Origin of the sequence: Leptolyngbya sp. FACHB-261 (assembly GCF_014696065.1) — a bacterium.
Taxonomy (GTDB): domain Bacteria; phylum Cyanobacteriota; class Cyanobacteriia; order FACHB-261; family FACHB-261; genus FACHB-261.
This window is the reverse complement of sequence record NZ_JACJPL010000002.1, coordinates 12,487-31,318: the sequence shown is the minus strand read 5'-3', so window position 1 is coordinate 31,318 and position 18,832 is coordinate 12,487. Positions and strand designations below refer to the sequence as shown.

Genomic DNA, 18,832 nt, shown 5'->3' with positions numbered 1-18,832 from the left:
GCAGGTATTTACTGCATATCTCTAGCTGAAATTTCTGTGTAAGTCCTGTCTACCACCACTTGCGCGGGTTTACATACCAGCCAGTCTGCTTAGGCGGCTGGGGCAGTGGCGGACCGCCTCGAAGAACGGTCCAGGTAATAGGTCCCACCACGGCATCATCTTTAAGCTGATGCCGTCTCTGAAAGGCTAGCACCGCCTGTTTGGTTTCTGAGTCAAAGAGGCTATTCCGACTGACTGGATGCCCACAAATCTGTAGCAGTCCTTGCAGTTCACGCACGTCCACACCGCTATAGCCTTCGCGTAGAACTCGCGTTCCTGGTTGAACGGTTGTTCTCAATGCTGCCCAGGTTTTGGGGCCAATGACCGCGTCCGGCCTCAAGCCCTGTTGCCGTTGGTATGCCTTCACTGCCGCCTCGGTAATGCCGCCAAAATCGCCATCGGCCTTGATCCCAAAACCGTGTGCCCGTAACAGCTCTTGTAATTCAATGACAGCAGGTCCTGAAGCCCAAGGATGCAGTTCCGGCGTTGGTAAAATGCGATCAATCCTGCTATTTGCCCCCGGCTCGGTGTTCATTGCTGCCTTCCTTTCTGATTGGGCTGGCAAAGCTTGTCTCTTAAGGCTTTTAGAGAATAAGGTAGCTTAAATGCTCTAGCTAGAGTGTTCGCAAAGCTTCTAATGGCGTTGCTCTTGGCTACTGCACTTTAATCTGAGCCGTTAATCTGGGCCAAATTGCTGCAGAAGTTGAGAGGAATAGCTGAGATTGCAGGCTACGTTAGCAAGAGTCGATAGAGAGGAGCTGGCTATGAGCGTTTCATATCCTGGAGGTTGCCAATGCGGACGCATCCGCTATGAGCTACTCGCTGAACCTTTGACGCTTTACGCCTGCCATTGCAAAGAGTGCCAAAAGCAGTCCTCAAGTGCTTTTGGTCTGTCTATGACAGTGCCTCGCGAAGCTGTGGTGATCACTCAAGGTCAACCGAAAGCCTGGCAGCGCAGCTCCGAAAGCGGTCGTCAAGTCACTTGCCTGTTTTGTGGCGATTGCGGAACTAGGCTGTTTCACCATCCTGCGCGTAATTTGCAGATCGCTAATGTCAAGGCAGGGACTTTAGATGATACCCGCTGGTTAAAACCTGTTGCTCATTTATGGACTAAAAGTGCTCAACCCTGGCTGACCATCAATGAACAGATGCTGAACTATGAGGGTCAGCCGGTTGACTTCTCGCAACTATTGGAGCGTTGGCATTTAGGAAATGAGCCCAGAGAAAAATCAAGTGAAGGTCACGGATCTGAAACTCATTCTGGTTGATCCGATCGAAGAACTTTGCAGTGCTTGGCGACAAGAATTTGATGGGGTTCAGGCAGTCTCAATCGTAACTGGTTACTTTGAAGAACTAACCGACTACGATTGCCTGGTGAGCGCAGGCAACTCGTTCGGGCTGATGGATGGGGGTGTTGATCTGGCGATCATTCGCTATTTTGGCCTTGAGCTGATGGAGCGCGTACAAGAACACATTATCCAGCAGTTTCGGGGTGAGCAACCGGTTGGTACTTCATTCATTATCGGTACGGGTCATCCTCAGCATCCTTTCCTGGCCCATACGCCAACCATGCGAGTGCCCATGTTGATTAGTCAAACAGACAATGTTTACCAGGCGATGTGGGCAATGTTGCTGGCTGTGTGGCAACACAATCAAAAGGAGATACGAAAAATACGCACCGTTGCCTGTCCAGGCTTAGGCACAGCAACCGGGCGAATGCCATTTCAGCGAGCGGCAAAACACATGGCGCTTGCCTACAAAAATTTCTTGAACCCACCACAAACGATCAGCTGGCCCTATGCTGAGTCGAGACAAACCGCCATTGGTTCTGGAGGGGATGTGACCTAATTTATCTACCCGACATTGACTAGCTGTGAACTAGCGAGGCCTTCAAATATGCAGATCTTGACTTATCACCCTCAGTATGAAACCTCAATTGTTGAGCTAGTTCTGCAAGTCCAGCGAGAAGAGTTTGGCTTGCCGATCACTCTAGCTGATCAACCTGACCTGCTAGATATTCCAACTGTTTATCAACAAGGTCATGGCAACTTCTGGCTAGCTGTAGATGCAAACCAGGTGATTGGGACAATTGCAGCTATTGATTTTGGCGATCACCATCTGGCTCTGCGCAAGATGTTTGTGGCGTCCCCCTACCGTGGGCAAGGAATTGGCGTGGGCCAGCAATTGTTGGCGACGTTGTGCCATTGGGCTGTAGAACACAAGATTCGAGCGATCTACTTAGGAACAGTTGATGCTTTCAAAGCCGCGCATCGCTTCTATGAAAAGCATGGTTTCCGGCAAGTCGAAAAATCTGACCTGCCTGCTACGTTCCCCATGATGCAAGGAGACACTCGGTTCTATCGGCTCTTGGTGCCCGAATGGAGAGCTGATGGGGATCTGAATGCAGAAATAACAGCTTGAACCTGTAGGTTTGAAATAAGAGCATCTGCTCCTCAATCGCTACCCCTGCTGAGTGGCAGTGCGTCTAGCCTGCTGGAACTGCTCAAAGCGGTTGGCTGCCATTTCACAGTAGTTAGATTTGAGTTCAAAACCGATAAAGATGCGGCCTAAACCCGCCGCTGCTATGCCTGCTGAGCAGGAACCGGCAAAGGGGTCGAGCACGATTTCCACTGGATTCGATGAAGCGCGCACAATTCGTTCGACGATGGCTAAGGGGAACTGGGCTGGATGATTGGTGCGTTCTTTGGAGCTTCTGTTTTCTCCAGTCGTGATTTTGGGGAACTCCCATACATCGGAGGGGTTCTTTCCCAGAGGGTTACAGCGATATCTGCCCTGCTTCTTTTGATTAGGATATTTGACATTGGGATCGCGGATGTCGTCCAAATTAAACGTGTAGGATTTGGGGTTTTTGGTGTAGAACAGCCACTTCTCATTGCGTGGGCTTAAGCGTCGCTTAGCTGAAACGCCAGCCCCATATTTCCACACGACTTCCTGCAATAAGTAAAAGGGCGACTGGTTCCACAAAAGATAGGAAATTGGCACACAGAGACCCTGACCCGGCACCTCTAGATAGCCCACGTTTAGCCAGAAGGCACCGTTAGGTTTGGTGACTTGATAAACCTGAGCCATCCAACCCGAACACCAGGCAACGTACTCCTCCACGCTCATGGGCTGTTCGTAGGCTTTGCCAATGTTGTAGGGGGGCGAAGTGACGGTTAAGTCAACGCTAACTTCAGTACCAATTTCAGTGCTAACTTCAGCCTTGCCTAAATGGCTGAGCAATTCGGTTGAGTCGCCTTGGTAGAGAATAAAACCGGGCTCAGAATAGAAAGGTTTGCCCAAGTATTGGTGCAGGGCTTTTTCTACTGCTTTGTGTCTAGCCAAAAGCTGAGCTTCCAGAGCTTCAGAGAACGGCTGTAGCAGTCCAGAGGGCACAATTTGAGTTGCTGTGTGGGGTTGAATGCCCTGGGCGAGGTAGAGGTTATGCTCCTGGCTGGCGATTCTCCTGGTTCCAGCTTCTGTCACTGCTGTTTCAGCAATTTTCATAGGGCAATCTTTCAGATCACAGCTCAGACCATAACTAGAGCCCATCTTGCATTGAGCTCTGTCACGCAGATTGTCACAAAAAGCCGAGGTTTAGTCAGTGGGTTTAGAAGATCGTTAGGTTATCCAGGCGAAATTTGCTAAACTCCAACCTTTAGAGATTGAACTAATCCAGATCTCAAGCTTTGATATTGGCAGGATTGGTAAGAGGGGCTTGGAGTGGCTAAAACCACCATGAACGGTCAGGAGACGCAGGAGCAACCGGTTCCTGCCATCCAACCCAAAGATTGGTCGTGGCCTTTTTGGCCTGCGGTGCCTCTCTACCCCTATGGCAGACGGCGAACCCTGCGCACGGAGGTCGTGAAGGACACGGTTTGGACCTTCGACCAGGTCCAGGGCATTATCTACGTGATCGTGCCCATTCGCATGACGGTCGTGAAGCTGGAAGCTGGCGGCCTGCTGGTCTACGCGCCAGTTGCGCCGACGCCAGAGTGCATTCGGCTGGTCCAAGAGCTGGTCGCGCAGCATGGGGACATCAAATATATTGTCCTGCCCACGGTTTCTGGCCTGGAGCACAAGGTTTTTGTCGGTCCTTTCGCTAGGCGCTTTCCTAATTCGCAGGTGTTTGTTGCCGCGAAGCAGTGGAGCTTTCCGTTGAATCTGCCCCTGAGTTGGCTCGGCTTTCCGCTGAAGCGCACTCATGTTCTCCCCGCAGACAGCAGCCAAACTCCCTTCGCTGATGAATTTGACTACGCGGTCCTAGACGTTGACTTAGGGCAAGGGCCATTCGGGGAAGTTGCCTTCTTCCACAAGCGCTCGCGCACGCTACTGGTCACGGACTCTGTGCTCTCTGTGCCGGAAGACCCACCGGCTATTGTGCAATTGGAGCCCTACGCCTTGCTGTTCCATGCTAGAGATAGCGCCTTCGACACAGTCGAGGATAACGAGGTCAATCGCCGTAAAGGTTGGCAGCGTATTGCACTGTTTGCCTTTTACTTCCGCCCCAGCAGCCTAGAAGTGGTTGAACTGGGACAGTCGATTCGGGATGCGCTCAAAGCACCGGATCGGTCTAGAAAAGCTTTCTTCGGTTGGTTTCCTTTCAGTTGGAAAGAGAAGTGGCAGCAGTCGTTTGAGGCCCTACGCGGCAGTGGGCGTCTGTTTGTTGCGCCGATTTTGCAGACCCTAATCTTGAACCGGGCTCCCCAGGAGACGATTGACTGGGCTGATCAAGTCGCCAGTTGGAATTTTGAGCGCATTATTCCCTGCCACCTAGACTCACCGTTAGAAGTAGGCCCTGCCCAGTTCCGCCAGGCCTTTGCCTTTTTGGAGAAGCAACCGGCTCTCAGCGACGCGAGCGGCGGGGCCCATCCGCTTCTACCCGAGGAAGATTTTGAATTCCTCAAGGAACTCGAAGTAGGTCTCAATAAGCGCGGCATCACACCCCCCGCGAAGGAGAAGGTCTAGAGAAATAAGGTGTGGGGCTAAACAAACAATTAGCAAATGGGCAATAAATGGGCACTGAAGATATGGCTCAACCTAGGGCTCAACACATGGCTCAACGACCCGGTATCTTCCCCACTTTCTTCATCTCTGGCTTTGAATGTTCGACCTTTCGCTGGAAGGAAAAACAGCGGCGCGACTTGACTGAGGAAACGCAGCACGACCGCCATGTCCGAGAGGACTACAACATTTTGCGGTCGCTGGGTATTGCTGTGGCTAGGGAGGGCATTCCCTGGCCCATGATTGATGTCGGTGGGCGTTATGACTTCTCCCGCATTGACCCGATGATCGAAGCGATGGCGGAGTGTCAGATCAGCCCGATTTGGGATCTCTGCCACTACGGCTACCCTGATGACTTGGACCCGTTCTCGGATGCGTTTACTGAACGGTTTGCCAGCTACTGCCGCGCTGCCGCTGAGTATGTGATTCCCCGCCTGCGTGGTCCCTATTTCTTCACGCCTATCAATGAGATCACTTTCTTCTCGTTCTGCGGCGGTGAGTGGGGTTGGGCTGCGCCCTATGGAACCACAAAAGAGGATCGCTTTCGTCTCAGGCTGAGTTTGTGCAAGGCGGCGATTGCTGGTGTCAAAGCTATTCGCGAGGTAGAGCCGCAGGCGAGGATGGTTCACATCGATCCGCTGGTTCAGGTGGTGGCTCCCCGCGACCAACCGGATCAAATCGAGGCTGCCGAACACGAAACCTACGTCGATACGTTTCTGGCTTGGGACATCATCTACGGCAAAGAGCACCCAGAACTGGGCGGGTCGCCGGAGATTCTCGATATTGTGGGCGCCAATAATTACTCGTTTGGTCAGATGGAGTATCGAGCGCAGGGACCGCACCAGGCCCTAGAGCCCCACGATGACCGCATCAAGCCGCTCCATGACTTACTGCAAACGGTTTGGCAGCGCTATCAGCGACCGATGATCATTGGCGAAACCAGTGGCCTAGGTGGGGGCAGGGCAGCCTGGCTGAAGGATGTGGTCGAGGAGTCTTTGGCAGCAGTGAATAGCGGCATGGATCTGCATGGCATCTGTTTATTTCCTGCTGTTGATATGCCTGATTGGCACACGGGCGAGTGGTTACACAACGGCATCTGCGATTTGGTGCCAGAAGGGGACGACCTGAAGCGAGTGCCGCACGAACCCTATGTGGCAGAACTGCGGCGCTGGCAGAAAGAATTCAACCGGGTCATCGCTCTAGATGAGGACCCCCTCAGTGACCCGGTGGAGTTGCAGGATGTGGTAGACGCGGCCAAACGCTTGCGCAAAGTTCCTGACCAGAATTGGAGCTGATCATTAGGCACAGGCAGGCACAGGCCGCTGCGCTTTGGAAACTTGGCCGATAAAAAAGGTTAGAGAAAGCCAAAAAAAAGGTAGGCGTAATGCCTACCTTGCCCGAGTTCTAGGTTCTTGCCAGCTGAGGATACAGATCCTCAGCTCAGTCTTGTCTTTGCTCTAGAGGAACGCTTTGGATTGGGGCTTCAGATTGACCCTTCAGAGTGCAGTCTTAGACTTGCACTTCTGGCTGAAGCAGGGTTTCGCTCACCGGCTGATATTGCTCGGAGGGGGTGCGCAGGCAGGGGGCGACAGTGTTTTTGTCATCGCTGGGCTCGGCCTGTTGAGCTTGCTGGCTGCCTGCTCCTAACCAACGGGCGACATCTTTGGCGTGGTAGGTGAGGATGCCATCAGCACCGGCCCGCTTCATGCTGGTCAGGGTTTCTAGCACCACGCGCTCCTCGTCGATCCAGCCGTTGAGGGCAGCGGCTTTGACCATTGAGTATTCGCCGGAGACGTTGTAGGCGAAGACGGGCAGATGGGTGGCTTCCTTGACGCGCCAGATGATATCCATGTAGGACAGGGCGGGCTTGACCATCAACATGTCCGCGCCTTCGGCGATGTCCAGTTCGATTTCTTTGATCGCTTCGCGTCCGTTGCCGGGATCCATCTGGTAGGTCCGGCGGTCGCCAAACTGAGGTGCAGATTCGGCGGCGTCGCGGAAGGGGCCGTAGTAGGCGGAGGCGTATTTGGCGGCGTAGGACATGATCGGAATGTCGGTGTGACCGGCTTCGTCAAGTCCTTCGCGGATGGCTCGTACGAAGCCGTCCATCATGCCGGAGGGAGCAATCACATCAGCGCCAGCCCGCACTTGGGAGACTGCTGTTTTCTTGAGCAGTTCCAGGGTGGGGTCGTTGAGCACTCGACCGCTGAGGTCGCCGGTTTGCAGGAAGCCGCAGTGGCCGTGGCTGGTGTATTCGCAGAGGCAGGTGTCGGCGATGACCAGCAGTTCTGGCACGGCAGCTTTGACGGCGCGAGCGGCTTGTTGGATCATGCCGTGATCGTGCCAAGCGCCGGTGGCCTCGATGTCTTTGATTTCGGGGATGCCGAACAGGATGATCGCGGGGATGCCTAGGTCGTAGACTTGTTTGGCTTCCTCAACAATCTTGTCCACGGAAAGCTGGTACACACCTGGCATCGATTTGACTTCTTTGGCGAAGTTGGTGCCGGGAACCGCAAACAGCGGGTAGATGAGGTCGTCGGTTGTCAGAACCGTTTCCCGGACCATACGCCGGAGTTGGGGATGGTTGCGCAGGCGGCGCGGACGCTGTTGAGGAAACATAGTTTAGAAAACGGTGAGGTATCGGCTTCCGTGCAATGTGAATCAGTCTACTATTGCGTTCTCGCTTTGCTGTGGCTGGGCTAGCGAGTCGTAATGTTCCTTAACTCCATCTTGACTAACATCCTCAAAATTTGGCAGTGAATCCTAAGATAAGTATTTATACCTGTGCTCAGCCACTGGCTGTGGTTGGGAGGCAGGTCACTTAGTAGCTCATTAAGGCTCCAATCCCTGAATTCTGGGAGGCTTAGCTAGAGATCTAGCTGCGTTCCTTAGCTTTGTAAAGGTGCAACCTTTGGCTTTGTGGCTAACGGCGTCGAGATAAAGAGAATAAGGTTCCACTAAAAGGGGTGAATTTGCTTTTTAAGGATGGATACCGCTGTTTTTAGCTATAAAACAAGAACTTCTAGCCTTGACAGTTACCTTAGAGGGTAGCTCAAGAGATATTTGAGGTAAGTTAGCCAACATTAAACGTTTAGGTAGCGTTAAAAAAAACTGCATTCAACTGCATACAACAGACAACTCTGGTTGATATTGATCACGTTGTTTGGCTGCTGACATCACGACACTATCGGTCGGTGAATATATACTGGTACCCAGCTTTGCCTCCAATCACCTGTAACGGTAATGTTCTAGAGCCAGTGAATTGATTTCTAACAACTAAATTGCGCAGTCAGTCTCTACAGCTTTAGTGATTGAACACTTTGCTGTGAAAACCTAATAGAGGTGTATTTCCATGCGTCCTGATCGAATAAATCAACAGAGGTTGATTCATCTAGAAGAGATTCTTGAAATTGAATACGAAAAGCTCGGTGAATTTCAGAAAGAGCTTGACCTTAGCGCTAGTGCTAATGCAAACTTTGAACTACGACAGCGAATCAAACGAGAAATCTTACCCAGCATTCGTAAGCACGAAGTTGAGTATGGTGAACTCCTTGCTAAAGAGTCAGAAGCATTCTTGATCTCAGAGCCAGATGCAGAGACTGCTATCATTCAAGTCACTCAAGCTGTCGAACACCTTGAAAGTTCTCCGCTTGACAAGTATCCAGACGAGATGAGACAGCTATTAATGGATATCCGGGAGAAGCTAGAAGACCCCGGAAAAACCGCAGCAGCAAAACTAAAAGTAGCTTTGCCTGTCATTCCACTCATTGCATCATATGAGATGGAACTCGACACGGAAGCTTCAATAGTTAGAGTGTGGCGAGGAATTAAAACATTATTTAGCAATAAAGCATGAACCAAGGTTATTCCTCTTCAGACTCGAACAACGCAATCGACATATGGAGAAAGAAGCTATTTTCTTTCGAGAAAGAGCGAGCTAAAACTGCAAGTGCTGAACAAAAATTTGAGCTTGATGAGCTGATCGAAGAGTGTCACCAGAACATTGCTAGACTGTCAAGCAGTCTGCCATCTTCTCCGAGTCAACATTCATCAGCTGCTAGTGGATTAGAAATTGAGGATATGAAAGAGATTGAGGGGATGGAAATAAGTTCTCCCCCTGATAACTATCATATTTCAGTACCTCCCAAGGCGCCTATCAGAGTTTTTTGCTGGTATTCTCGCCAATCCAACAGGGATGTTAGGCTTTGGAAAGAATTTAAAAAGCGGCTCAACTCACTGGAGAATGAGGGCTTAATTAAGCACTGGCACGAGGGCTACGTTGAACCAGGTAGTAATAAACGTCGTGTGGTGATAGAGAATCTGAACTCGGCGCGTATTATTCTGCCTCTAATGAGTCAAGACTTTATTGATGATTCCATCAATTCCGCACTATGTCGTGAAGTTTCCGAAATCTCGCTGAGCCAATATAAAGCTAAAAAGGCTTCCGTCATCCCTGTTATTCTTCGTCCATGCAGTTGGAAATCTACACCTTTTCGGGAATTGGAACCGCTACTTAGTGAAGGTCAACATGTTACCAATAAAAAGGTATGGCCTTCTGAGGATGAAGCATTCTCTGAGATTGAAGACAGGCTCCGAACTATAGCTAAGAAGATGAGAAATTTATCTTGATCTTTCCTTTAGTGTTGTTCTCCTTGTGGATAAAGGGAGCTTGGAAGGAAATAGTCAGATTTGGATCGAATGCCCTCTCTACCCAATCTATTCTCTTGGTGCCCTGCTATGTCTGAACTCTTAGAACTTGATATACCAATCAAAGCGTTTTATATCTTCTCTGAGAAAGACAAAGGTTTAGTAGGTGACCTGGAGAAGCATCTTAAATCTCTCTATTTATTCACAAACGTAGTTTGGCACTGTGAACAGATCGAGGCCCAAGATAAGAAGTGTGAAATCGAACGTCATATAAATGAAGCCGATGTAATTTTGCTGTTGCTGAGTTCAGATCTGATCTGCTCAGATTACGCAAGAGAGACTGTATTCACGCTATCAATAAGACGACATGAAGCAGGAAAAGCTTGTGTTATTCCTGTAATACTCCGTCCAGTCAACTGGGAGATTACCTTGCTTCACGAACTTGAACCCCTACCTGAAGGCGGTGAACACGTAAATAATAGAAGGGTTTGGCCAACTCAAGATGATGCATTTCAAAACATTGTTAGACGGCTTCAGGACCGTATTGAAAAGCTGATAGAAAATCGGAGGCAGAAGATATTACAGTGGAATTTGCAGGATTATCGGCAGAAGCTCTCTGAGAGAGTTCTCTTCTCCGATGCCTTTCTTGAGGAAATTCCACTTGGAAATGATGTCCTTAATGTCTTAAGAACCAAATATGGGCTTGCGTTGGAACATACAGAGCAAATTGACAGACAAATTAATTCTCGACAATGGATAGAACTTCAAAAGAGGCTTCAACAATACGAGCAACAGTTGTATTATGCATTGGAGAGAGAGTATCCTCCTAGCCCCTACACCCGCATTGGGTTGAGGAAGATACAGCAATCGTTGGAGCTTAGTGATGATGATATAAGGCTAATAGAAGAACGAGTTGTTGGGACAAGGGAAGAGTATCGGAAGAGTTTGCGCCGCTACAAACAGGTGTTTTCTGATGGAATTCGGAAGAATCAGGGGGTCATAAGTGAAGACGTTAAAAACGAGCTAAGAAGGATTGAAAAGTCTACAGGAATTAAACGCGAGCATATAGAGGTAATTGAACAGGAATCCAAGGAGCAAGAAGCAAATCGTCAATATAATGAGAAACGTTACAAAGAGATATATTCCAAGCTCCTCACCTTAATTGAAGAAGAATCTATTCATGGTAATGATGCCCGTACTGTACTGGCTTATTTACAGGTTAAGTGTTTGTACTTGAATGACGATGAAACTGACCAGATTGAGAAGCAGGTAGCTCAGGAGATGATAAATAATACTAACGCGAATGGTAGTAGTGTAGGATTCTCAACTAGTGCAGTTTCCTCAATCTGACTTTGGTGGAAATCCTTTATCTTTAGTCTAGGCTAGAAAAGTTCAGCTTGGAGTACACTTCTAGACGGCAGGCTGAGCTTTTTAAAGTGCCTAAACGAGATAGAGACACTGTTTTTATGTGTCACATAACTTTGAAGCTATCGATGCACTAGGTTACAGATCAAGAAGAAGCCCTCTATAAATTGCTACAACTTCATGCAGCAAGACGGGCTGAGTACAGCATCTACTACTTTGTACAGATACTTTGTACAGAACACGAGTTATTGGACTACTGTGCAACCATAGAAGGTGGAGTGATCAACCATCTGACAAACACACGCACGGATATACGCAAACATGACCACTGGCCTTCAAACGTTGCCCACACTGACCAAAAACTTTGACGACTTGTATACCTGGCTTAATCTCGAAGAGTTCGAGTATGTGGGCACGCTTCCAGGTGGAACATTAACCTTTGTAAAAGACCTGCCAGGTCTCGAAGGTTTTCGTTTTGCTGTAGGACATAACTTTCAAGCCATCACTTCTTCTGTAGCGAAGCCTGGTCAGGAACCCCTCGAAACTGTCTACACCTTCAGTGAGCAAAATGAGCTGAAGCGTCTACTAGCAAACTATGCAGACTGGAGAGCAGAGAATAGACAACAGCCCTAGTAGTACATCAAATAGAATGCTCCTTACGAAGAAAGGGAAGTCAGCTCTGAGCCTCCCCCTTCCCTCGCAGGGAAGGGGGTCGGGGGGGTAGGTCTCTTATTGCAATAGCAAACCAATACCATTGCACAGCACCCAACTATCTGATACTGTAGCTTCAATCATTTGCAGCAGAGGATTTGCCTATCGAATCAGCCGAACAATCCATACAACTTAAGCGCTACTCAAAGGCTATAGGTCAACCTCTGAGTAGCTAACCCCTCAACTGTTCTATGGACAGTCAGGAGGCTAACGGGTGATTTTAACACCTACTTAGCCACCCCGACTTGCTATGGCAAACCACCGGGGTGGCTAACCCTTTGGCGGCATCTCGGTAAGGGCAGGACAACCCTGCCCCTACCCACAGGCCGTATTTTGAGGCCCCCTAACCCCCAATGCTGGGGGAACCGGACCTAATTTCAACCAGCTAACTAAACCCTAAACAAGCCTCTTTCTCCCACCAGCGTTGAGGGGTCATTTTCTCGACCAATTCCCATCTCTTATGCGCAATCTTTCCACTGTTATCGACCCGCGTAAACTCCAAATCCTGCTTAGTGATATCGCTGCTTATTTAGGCATCTCCCCAAGCCTAATTTTGCGCTTCGAACAATGGGCGCAAGTGCTCTTTGTGCACCGCCAAGATCGCGGCGGCCAATTTATTAGCTATCGCAAACTAGCCTGCTGGCTCGAAGCCTGCATCGAAGCCATTCGCACCTGCAAAACCCACCAAGCCCTACAAGCCCTAGCCGCAATTCTCAAAACCGAAATCCAACGCTTTGACTATCCCCAAGATGTCATCGGTTATTTGCGCTGTCTCTGGCAACAGCACAAAGCCCAACTCGATCTCAAGCTCAACCTGCGCAGCTTCTACACCCCCATCCCCAACCGCTAACCCCAATGACCTCTTCCCAAATTCGCCTCCTCCTCTGGGACACCATCACCCGCAACCTCAATCTCCAGTCCACCTCCAAATTCATCTTGCTAATCATCGCCAACTTCACCGACCCCCGCAGCCGCACCGCCCGCGTTCCCCTCTCCCTGATTGTGCTCAAAAGCAGCCTGCCCGAATCCGAGGTCAACCGGCAGATGGCCATCCTAGAAGCCAGCTACTGGGTCGAAAAGATCTCAGTCCCCTCCACCGCTGGTCGCCCACCCATCACCCTCTACAACCTATCCACCCAACTCATCCAACTAGCCCTGCACTCGCCCCCACCCCCGCGCTAACTCAAGAGCAGGTCTCAATTGCAGGCCCATCGGCAAGCAAAACAGGCGTGCAAACTCAGCGAAAAGCCTTGCGGGTCTTGCTTTCCAGCCTCAGCTCGCCCAAATTTAAAGGCTTCTTAATCTCCATCCAGTGACTACTGGACTGATTCGCCGACTCAGACTAAGATTTACACACAGTCAGTAAACAAATGTAAAGAAGTATGAGTTGCCTGGCTGCTATTAGCTCTGCCGTAGCCTGTTGAGAGAAACCCATAACAATGAAATACGCCTCCCGCCTCTTCACATCAGCTCTGTTCGCACTGGTCTTGAGCCTAGTGAGTTGGGTGAATGCCCCGGCTGCACACGCAGTTTATGCACCTGAATTGCTGCCGTCTGAGCCCACCGCAGTCATTGATATGGGTAACGTGCTCACCTCTGTGCAGGAGCAGCAACTTAGCAGCAAGCTCACCGACTTCGAAGACGAGACAGGTTGGAAAGTGCGAGTGCTGACGCAGTTCGACCAAACACCCGGTCGAGCGGTCAAAGACTTTTGGGGCTTAAACGACAAGAGCGTGCTGATGGTAGCCGACTCCCGTGGCGGCAACATCCTCAACTTCAACGTCGGTGATGCAGTCTATCCTTTATTGCCACGCGTGTTCTGGGTAGAGTTACAAACCCGCTACGGCAATCAGTTTTTCGTGCGAGACAACGGCGAAGACCAGGCCATTCTCTCCGCTATTGACGCAATCCAAACCTGTCTGCGCGGCGGTGGCTGCGCCGTAGTGCCCGGTCTACCCCACGAGCAATGGGTCCTGACCCTGGTTTGCGCTATCGCTGGCGGCGTAATTTTCGGCTTCGCTGGTCATCCCCGCAAGCCTGATCAGATCTTCGCCTGGCAGTGGGCGCTAATCTTCTCGCCCCTATGGGCCATGCTATTCATCGCCTTCGGCCTGGGTCCAGTCCTGACCCGCACCAGCGAGTGGCTACCAATCTTCCGCAACATCGCAGGCTTCTGCGGCGGCGCCCTAATCGCCTATCTAATTCCAGTTCGCAGCGGCCCAGTTGCTCCCCCCGCCGAGAGCTAACAACCATATCACCCGGTACGGACCCATCACCCGGTAGGGGCTTGGTCCCCCATCCCATTCCCCTTATTCACACCATTTACGCCGTATTTCCACTTCCCCCGCCCACAATTTACCTATTACGCGCCTAATCTAGGGGCTTGGCACCGCCAAGCCCTTTCTCTTTATCTTCCCGATCGCGCGCTCAGCTCAGCTCCACCACTTCCCGGTCTTCCAGCAACGTGTCGCCGGTCAGAATATCTTCAACCGTGATCCGCAAAGTACGGCGGACATCGACCTGGAACAGCACCCGAATCCGGTCACTGCCCGGATAGCCAGGTGGGTTGAGCTGAGCAATGCTGCGTGCGCCGTCTCGGTCGTTGAGCGGTTGCACCTGAGTCTGTGCCTGACTGCTAGTGCGGGTGATCAGACGGTCGCCATCAAAGAAAACTTCAGCCGCTTTGCTCTCTGAACCCAACTCCCCGATCACCAGCTCAATGCTGGGCTGACTTTCCAACGAAGCCCCCAAGACCAGTTCCACTGGCTGCGACATTGGGTAAGCCTGACCCGCTGGGATGAGCGGGTGCCAGCTGTGGCAATTGTTGCGTCGGTCCCAGTAGCGGACACCGTAGCTGTGATAGAGAAAGTCCTTAAGTTCGACGCCTTGACTGATTTGCAGGGCACCGTGGGCGATGGCTTCAAAAGGCTTCTCGCCTCGGACCTTATCGCTGCCGAAGCGTTCGCGCACCCAATTCTGCACCGCTGGAATTTGAGCCGTACCACCCACCAGCAGCACATGATCCAGGTCGTTGGCGGTGAGCCCCTGACGCTGGGCCTGTTGCAGCACTTGGGTCACAGTCTCTTCCAGCCCAGCAAAAAAGCCGCGCTCCTCTAGGATCTGCTCGAATTGGCTGCGCTCCAGGCTAAGGTCGTAGCTCTCCAACGTCTCGTCGTTGAAGTAGACTTCGCTGGCCTTGGGCCGAGCCGAGAGCTGAATCTTCAGCCGTTCTGCCAGCCGAGTGATCAGCGAGTTGCGAGGCAGCTCTTGGGTTTGCGCAAAATAATCGACTAGCCAGTTATCCAGGTCAGTGCCGCCCAGGTTCATACCCGCCTTTGCCATCACCCGCGCCACCTTTGGCCTCTGGCCCGACTTTTCGGCAAACAGCTTCTCGCCCCACTTGAGTACAAAACCCAAAGGCTTGCTGCCGTTGGCTTCCAGGTTGAGCTGCACCCAGGCCAAGTCCAGCGTGCCACCACCAAAGTCGATCACCAGCAACTGCTCACCGGCTTGGAGGCCATAGCCTAAAGCTGCCGCAGTCGGCTCATCCAGCAAACGCACCTGTTCCACTGGCAAAGCCGCAGGACCCTGCGCACTGACCACCTGCCCTAGCCAATGCCGGTAGGGCTCGAAACTATCCACCGGCACCGTAAACACAATCGAGTCAGTCGGTCCAGTTTTCTGAACTTGCTCCAGGACCTGCCGCAAGAACCAGGCCCCCACCTGCTCAAAGCTAACCGTCCGTCCGTCCAGCTCAGGCAAAAAGCCTTGAATCGAGGAGCCAATGCCGCGCTTAAAGCTGCGAAAAAAGCGGGCATCCATGCTCAAATCCAGGCCTCGGTCCCGTACTAGTTGACCCGTGAGGATGCACTCATTGGCAGCGTCTTCAACGTAGACCAGGCTGGGAATTAAGGGTGGATTATTGGCTTGGGTAACACTTAAACCGGGCAATTTTAGTGTCTCTGGCTCCCGCGTTGCTGCATTCCACCGAGCAACCACCGTATTGCTGGTGCCGAAATCTATTGCGTAGCTCAAGCTGGCTCTCTCTCGCTCTGTCTGGGGGCTGTTTACAAGTCTTCTCCTGACACAATAAAACTAAATCCAGAATCTGAGCCTCCGACCTAAGAGATGAACATCTGTCCAACCCGCCTTCGGCGCTGCTGTTTGAGCCTCCTGTTGGTGTTGGCGTTAGTCTTTACTGGCCCCCTACCGGCTGCCTTCGCTCAAGGGAACAACCAGGGACGTGCGAGTCTCAATACCTCTGTAAGCTCAACCGGGTTTGATGAAGACGAGCAGGTCAACGTTTCGGTCTACGAGCAGCGGAGTCCTGGTGTCGTCAACATCACCTCGACGATTGTGGGCTACGACTATTTTCGCCGTCCCTTCCCAGAGGGACAGGGCACCGGTTCCGGCAGTGTCCTGGACAAGCAGGGAAACATCCTCACCAACTATCACGTGGTGCGCAATGCCAATCGCTTGGAGGTAACGCTTTCTGACCAGTCCCGCTACGAGGCCCAACTGGTGGGAGCCGATCCGCTCAATGATCTGGCGGTGATCAAAATTGACGCTCCAGCTAAGCTATTGCAGCCGATTCCCCTAGCCAACACTGATGGCCTGCGCGTCGGCCAGAAGGTTCTGGCCATTGGCAATCCTTTTGGTTTATCCCTGACCCTAACTGTTGGCGTGGTCAGCGCCCTAAACCGGGAAATCAAGTCAGAAGTGGCAGGTCGAGCCATCCGCAACATGGTTCAAACCGACGCAGCCATCAACCCTGGTAACTCTGGCGGGCCTCTCCTCAACCGCAACGGCGAGCTAGTAGGCGTTAACACCATGATCTTCTCGGCCAGTGGTGCCAGCGCTGGGATTGGTTTTGCCGTGCCCGTGACTGCCGTGCGCCGAGTCGTTCCCGACCTGCTCGCCTATGGTCAGGTACAGCGAGGTTGGCTGGGTGTGGCCGTGCAACCACTAACGCCTCCCTTGAGCGAAGTGCTGAAGCTACCGGTTGATCGCGGCGTGCTAGTGGCTCGAGTGGAGCGTGGTAGTCCTGCGGCCAAGGCGGGTCTGCATGGTGGCAGTCGTGATGTGGCGCTGGGCAACCTGCAACTGACCCTAGGCGGCGATATCATTACCGGCATCAATGGCAAGCCAATTGCCTCCGGCGAGGAACTGGCCCAGGAAATCGAGGACCGTAAGCCTGGCGATCGGATTCAGTTGGATGTGGTCCGTGGCACCCAAGCCAGTAGCACCGCGACAAAGTTGCAGCGCATTGCTGTCACTCTAGAGTTGCATCCGGCTCAGTAAGGGGCACGGTAAAGACTGAGTGTATCCCTAGACACTCTCTCTGGGCTTCTGGGGCGGTGAGGGTTCGCGACTGATCTGATCTAGCTTGGTCATGAACCGAACCTTCACCTTATCCAGTTCCGCTTTTAGCAGCTTCTTGCTGACACTCACCTGGCCTTCTGGCGCTAGTTGGGCCGCGTTGGCCCAGTCAAGCAGCAGTTCCTTCTGAATCGGAGCAACGGTCGAGCGCAAAATCCGGCGGCAAGCGCCAGGGTCTCCTTGAGCAAACAACAGCAGCCGATACTCACCCTGCTCGCCCAGTAAGCGGGTAAGATGCTGGCCCTTAGGGGTTTTCAGATCCAGATAGCAGGGCATCCAGCGGGGCTTGAGATCCACTGAATAGAGCGCTGTCACCCAAAGAATCATGGGGTGAGGGGCTCCGAGAAACAAAAACTGGTTGTAGGGGCTTTTGGCCCACCGGGCGTGAATCTGCTCCAGTTCCAGCATGGTCCAGAGGGTTGGCAGGTTTTGCCGGCCAAACATACCGAAGGGAATGATCTCTGGGAAGACAATTTCTGCCTGGGGTTTATCGTCTGGCCAGGGAGCCCGCATGCAGACTACATCTGCCGCAGTGGCGGGTGAGATTTGCTGATTTTCATTCTCTAGCCCGACTTCAGCCAGGCTAGCAGGCGAGAGATCGGCGCCGGGTGATGCTTCTGGTCGAAGGGTCGTGCTGGCTTTGGTGGTTGTGGGTGCCTCTGAGCGGCCCATCGCAACCCCGATCTGCTCGCCCAGTTGTCGACCATGCGTAGAGCGCTGCTCCAGGCTGTCTAAAGTGCGCAAAATGTCGCTTACGCTTTGAGGGCGGTCGAGTGGCGCTTTAGCTAAGCAGCGCATCACCAGATTTTCCAGCACAGGCGGGATGCGCAGAGCTGGGTTTGCTGACTTTAGTGCGCGGGGGGGTTGATAATGATGGGCCTTGTACCAGCTACCAAAGGTGTAGCTTTCTGCTGCCAGGGGCATCCTGCCAGTCAACATCTCGTAGAGGATGATGCCCAGACTGTAGATATCGGAACGGGAGTCAAGGGTGCGTCCCTCCATCTGCTCTGGCGAGGAGTATGCCAACGTGCCCATGTAGGCGCTGGTTAACCCCTGCTGGCTCTCGCTCATATACTTGGCGATACCAAAATCCAGGATCTTGACCAGCTCATCCAAACTCTCGTCCGGCAAAATCAGGATATTGGCTGGCTTCAGGTCTCGGTGCACAATCTGGCAGATTTCGCCGTCCTCTAAGGCGATGCCATTGTGAGCGCATTGGAGACCTAAACAGATCTGGCGAGCCAGGGCTAGAAAACGCGGCAGTAGTAGGGGCCGTCCGCCAATAGTTTCCCTCAGGTTGCGGCCCTGTAGGTATTCCATGACGTAGAACGGTGCATCATCAGGACTGACGCCGTAGTCCGTAACCCGCACAACGTGCAAACTTTTCTGGCTCAACTGGGCGCAGATGCGCGCTTCTCGCTCAAAGCGCACTCGGGCCCGTTGATCCATGAGCGCACGGGATAGGACCTTAACTGCCACCGGCACGTTACCGAGCAGTGTGTCGTGGGCTTCATAGACCCGCCCCATTGCACCCTTCCCGACCAAACGGCTGATTCGGTAGCGCTCCCGCAGGATACGCCCCAAATTGTGATCGTTATTGGGTTCGACGCGATTCACAGGCGAGTTTCGGGGGGTAGATCCATTATGGCCAGTACAGCAAAGTGCCAAAGTGGGGTCTAGGTTGCAG

18 protein-coding genes are annotated in these 18,832 nt (G+C 52.2%); 13 read left to right on the top strand and 5 right to left on the bottom strand.

The window, feature by feature from the left end:
* Positions 1-49: 49 nt before the first annotated feature.
* Positions 50-574: a peptidoglycan-binding domain-containing protein gene (locus tag H6F94_RS02280; RefSeq protein ID WP_190800630.1), complete on the bottom strand. Its 525-nt coding sequence runs from the start codon at positions 572-574 to the stop codon at positions 50-52.
* Positions 575-803: 229 nt separating this feature from the next.
* Here H6F94_RS02280 and H6F94_RS02275 point away from each other — a divergent pair, with 229 nt between their 5' ends.
* The 3 genes from H6F94_RS02275 to H6F94_RS02265 are packed head-to-tail and all read left to right on the top strand — an operon-like array spanning position 804 to position 2,460.
* Complete coding sequence (locus H6F94_RS02275; RefSeq protein ID WP_190800629.1) at positions 804-1,307, top strand: GFA family protein; 504 nt, start codon at positions 804-806, stop codon at positions 1,305-1,307.
* Complete coding sequence (locus tag H6F94_RS02270) at positions 1,252-1,887, top strand: macro domain-containing protein (protein WP_190800628.1); 636 nt, start codon at positions 1,252-1,254, stop codon at positions 1,885-1,887. The genes H6F94_RS02275 and H6F94_RS02270 overlap by 56 nt, the downstream gene beginning before the upstream one ends.
* A gap of 48 nt (positions 1,888-1,935) precedes the next feature.
* Positions 1,936-2,460, top strand: coding sequence for a GNAT family N-acetyltransferase (locus tag H6F94_RS02265; protein WP_190800627.1), 525 nt, complete (start codon positions 1,936-1,938; stop codon positions 2,458-2,460).
* Between the two features lie 39 nt (positions 2,461-2,499).
* Here H6F94_RS02265 and H6F94_RS02260 read toward each other — a convergent pair whose 3' ends face one another.
* The gene (locus H6F94_RS02260) at positions 2,500-3,546 is read right to left on the bottom strand and encodes a DNA-methyltransferase (RefSeq protein WP_190800626.1); all 1,047 of its coding nucleotides are present in this window, start codon (positions 3,544-3,546) and stop codon (positions 2,500-2,502) included.
* A 216-nt stretch (positions 3,547-3,762) separates the two neighbouring features.
* On the opposite strand from H6F94_RS02260, the gene H6F94_RS02255 reads away from it, so the two are divergent.
* Positions 3,763-5,007, top strand: a complete 1,245-nt coding sequence (locus tag H6F94_RS02255; RefSeq protein ID WP_396426408.1) for a DUF4336 domain-containing protein — start codon at positions 3,763-3,765, stop codon at positions 5,005-5,007.
* A gap of 86 nt (positions 5,008-5,093) precedes the next feature.
* Complete coding sequence (locus tag H6F94_RS02250) at positions 5,094-6,338, top strand: family 1 glycosylhydrolase (RefSeq protein WP_190800625.1); 1,245 nt, start codon at positions 5,094-5,096, stop codon at positions 6,336-6,338.
* A 214-nt stretch (positions 6,339-6,552) separates the two neighbouring features.
* Here the strand turns inward: H6F94_RS02250 and hemB are convergent, their stop codons facing one another.
* Positions 6,553-7,662, bottom strand: a complete 1,110-nt coding sequence (gene hemB, locus H6F94_RS02245; protein WP_190800624.1) for a porphobilinogen synthase — start codon at positions 7,660-7,662, stop codon at positions 6,553-6,555.
* A gap of 733 nt (positions 7,663-8,395) precedes the next feature.
* Here hemB and H6F94_RS02240 point away from each other — a divergent pair.
* From H6F94_RS02240 to H6F94_RS02210, 7 genes are all read left to right on the top strand, one after another.
* Complete coding sequence (locus H6F94_RS02240; RefSeq protein ID WP_190800623.1) at positions 8,396-8,899, top strand: hypothetical protein; 504 nt, start codon at positions 8,396-8,398, stop codon at positions 8,897-8,899.
* A complete protein-coding gene (locus H6F94_RS02235) occupies positions 8,896-9,672 on the top strand; it encodes a hypothetical protein (RefSeq protein WP_190800622.1) in 777 nt (258 codons plus the stop codon). Before H6F94_RS02240 ends, H6F94_RS02235 begins: the two co-directional genes overlap by 4 nt.
* A 108-nt stretch (positions 9,673-9,780) precedes the next feature.
* Positions 9,781-11,040: a hypothetical protein gene (locus H6F94_RS02230; protein ID WP_190800621.1), complete on the top strand. Its 1,260-nt coding sequence runs from the start codon at positions 9,781-9,783 to the stop codon at positions 11,038-11,040.
* A 336-nt stretch (positions 11,041-11,376) separates the two neighbouring features.
* The gene (locus tag H6F94_RS02225; protein WP_190800620.1) at positions 11,377-11,688 is read left to right on the top strand and encodes a hypothetical protein; all 312 of its coding nucleotides are present in this window, start codon (positions 11,377-11,379) and stop codon (positions 11,686-11,688) included.
* A gap of 538 nt (positions 11,689-12,226) precedes the next feature.
* Positions 12,227-12,616 (top strand): hypothetical protein, encoded by a 390-nt coding sequence (locus tag H6F94_RS02220; RefSeq protein ID WP_190800619.1) that lies wholly within the window; start codon positions 12,227-12,229, stop codon positions 12,614-12,616.
* 5 nt (positions 12,617-12,621) lie between these two features.
* Positions 12,622-12,948 (top strand): hypothetical protein, encoded by a 327-nt coding sequence (locus H6F94_RS02215; RefSeq protein WP_190800618.1) that lies wholly within the window; start codon positions 12,622-12,624, stop codon positions 12,946-12,948.
* Positions 12,949-13,205: 257 nt separating this feature from the next.
* Positions 13,206-14,012 (top strand): TPM domain-containing protein, encoded by an 807-nt coding sequence (locus H6F94_RS02210; RefSeq protein ID WP_190800617.1) that lies wholly within the window; start codon positions 13,206-13,208, stop codon positions 14,010-14,012.
* Between the two features lie 181 nt (positions 14,013-14,193).
* On the opposite strand, the gene H6F94_RS02205 is transcribed toward H6F94_RS02210, so the two are convergent.
* Positions 14,194-15,801 carry an Hsp70 family protein gene (locus tag H6F94_RS02205; RefSeq protein WP_190800616.1) on the bottom strand — a complete coding sequence of 536 codons (1,608 nt, stop codon included), beginning with the start codon at positions 15,799-15,801 and terminating at the stop codon, positions 14,194-14,196.
* A 93-nt stretch (positions 15,802-15,894) separates the two neighbouring features.
* Between H6F94_RS02205 and H6F94_RS02200 the strand changes: the two genes are divergently transcribed.
* The gene (locus H6F94_RS02200) at positions 15,895-17,067 is read left to right on the top strand and encodes a S1C family serine protease (protein WP_190800615.1); all 1,173 of its coding nucleotides are present in this window, start codon (positions 15,895-15,897) and stop codon (positions 17,065-17,067) included.
* A gap of 27 nt (positions 17,068-17,094) precedes the next feature.
* Here H6F94_RS02200 and H6F94_RS02195 read toward each other — a convergent pair whose 3' ends face one another.
* Entirely contained in the window at positions 17,095-18,762 is a 1,668-nt protein-coding gene (locus tag H6F94_RS02195; protein WP_313949201.1) for a serine/threonine protein kinase, read from the bottom strand.
* Positions 18,763-18,832 lie beyond the last annotated feature (70 nt).

Bases quoted from the DNA above. Each gene is read 5' to 3' on its own strand.
- H6F94_RS02280 (WP_190800630.1), bottom strand. From the start codon at position 574: ATGAACACCGAGCCGGGGGCAAATAGCAGGATTGATCGCATTTTACCA.
- H6F94_RS02275 (WP_190800629.1), top strand. From the start codon at position 804: ATGAGCGTTTCATATCCTGGAGGTTGCCAATGCGGACGCATCCGCTAT.
- H6F94_RS02270 (WP_190800628.1), top strand. From the start codon at position 1,252: ATGAGCCCAGAGAAAAATCAAGTGAAGGTCACGGATCTGAAACTCATT.
- H6F94_RS02265 (WP_190800627.1), top strand. From the start codon at position 1,936: ATGCAGATCTTGACTTATCACCCTCAGTATGAAACCTCAATTGTTGAG.
- H6F94_RS02260 (WP_190800626.1), bottom strand. From the start codon at position 3,546: ATGAAAATTGCTGAAACAGCAGTGACAGAAGCTGGAACCAGGAGAATC.
- H6F94_RS02250 (WP_190800625.1), top strand. From the start codon at position 5,094: ATGGCTCAACGACCCGGTATCTTCCCCACTTTCTTCATCTCTGGCTTT.
- hemB (WP_190800624.1), bottom strand. From the start codon at position 7,662: ATGTTTCCTCAACAGCGTCCGCGCCGCCTGCGCAACCATCCCCAACTC.
- H6F94_RS02240 (WP_190800623.1), top strand. From the start codon at position 8,396: ATGCGTCCTGATCGAATAAATCAACAGAGGTTGATTCATCTAGAAGAG.
- H6F94_RS02235 (WP_190800622.1), top strand. From the start codon at position 8,896: ATGAACCAAGGTTATTCCTCTTCAGACTCGAACAACGCAATCGACATA.
- H6F94_RS02230 (WP_190800621.1), top strand. From the start codon at position 9,781: ATGTCTGAACTCTTAGAACTTGATATACCAATCAAAGCGTTTTATATC.
- H6F94_RS02225 (WP_190800620.1), top strand. From the start codon at position 11,377: ATGACCACTGGCCTTCAAACGTTGCCCACACTGACCAAAAACTTTGAC.
- H6F94_RS02220 (WP_190800619.1), top strand. From the start codon at position 12,227: ATGCGCAATCTTTCCACTGTTATCGACCCGCGTAAACTCCAAATCCTG.
- H6F94_RS02215 (WP_190800618.1), top strand. From the start codon at position 12,622: ATGACCTCTTCCCAAATTCGCCTCCTCCTCTGGGACACCATCACCCGC.
- H6F94_RS02210 (WP_190800617.1), top strand. From the start codon at position 13,206: ATGAAATACGCCTCCCGCCTCTTCACATCAGCTCTGTTCGCACTGGTC.
- H6F94_RS02200 (WP_190800615.1), top strand. From the start codon at position 15,895: ATGAACATCTGTCCAACCCGCCTTCGGCGCTGCTGTTTGAGCCTCCTG.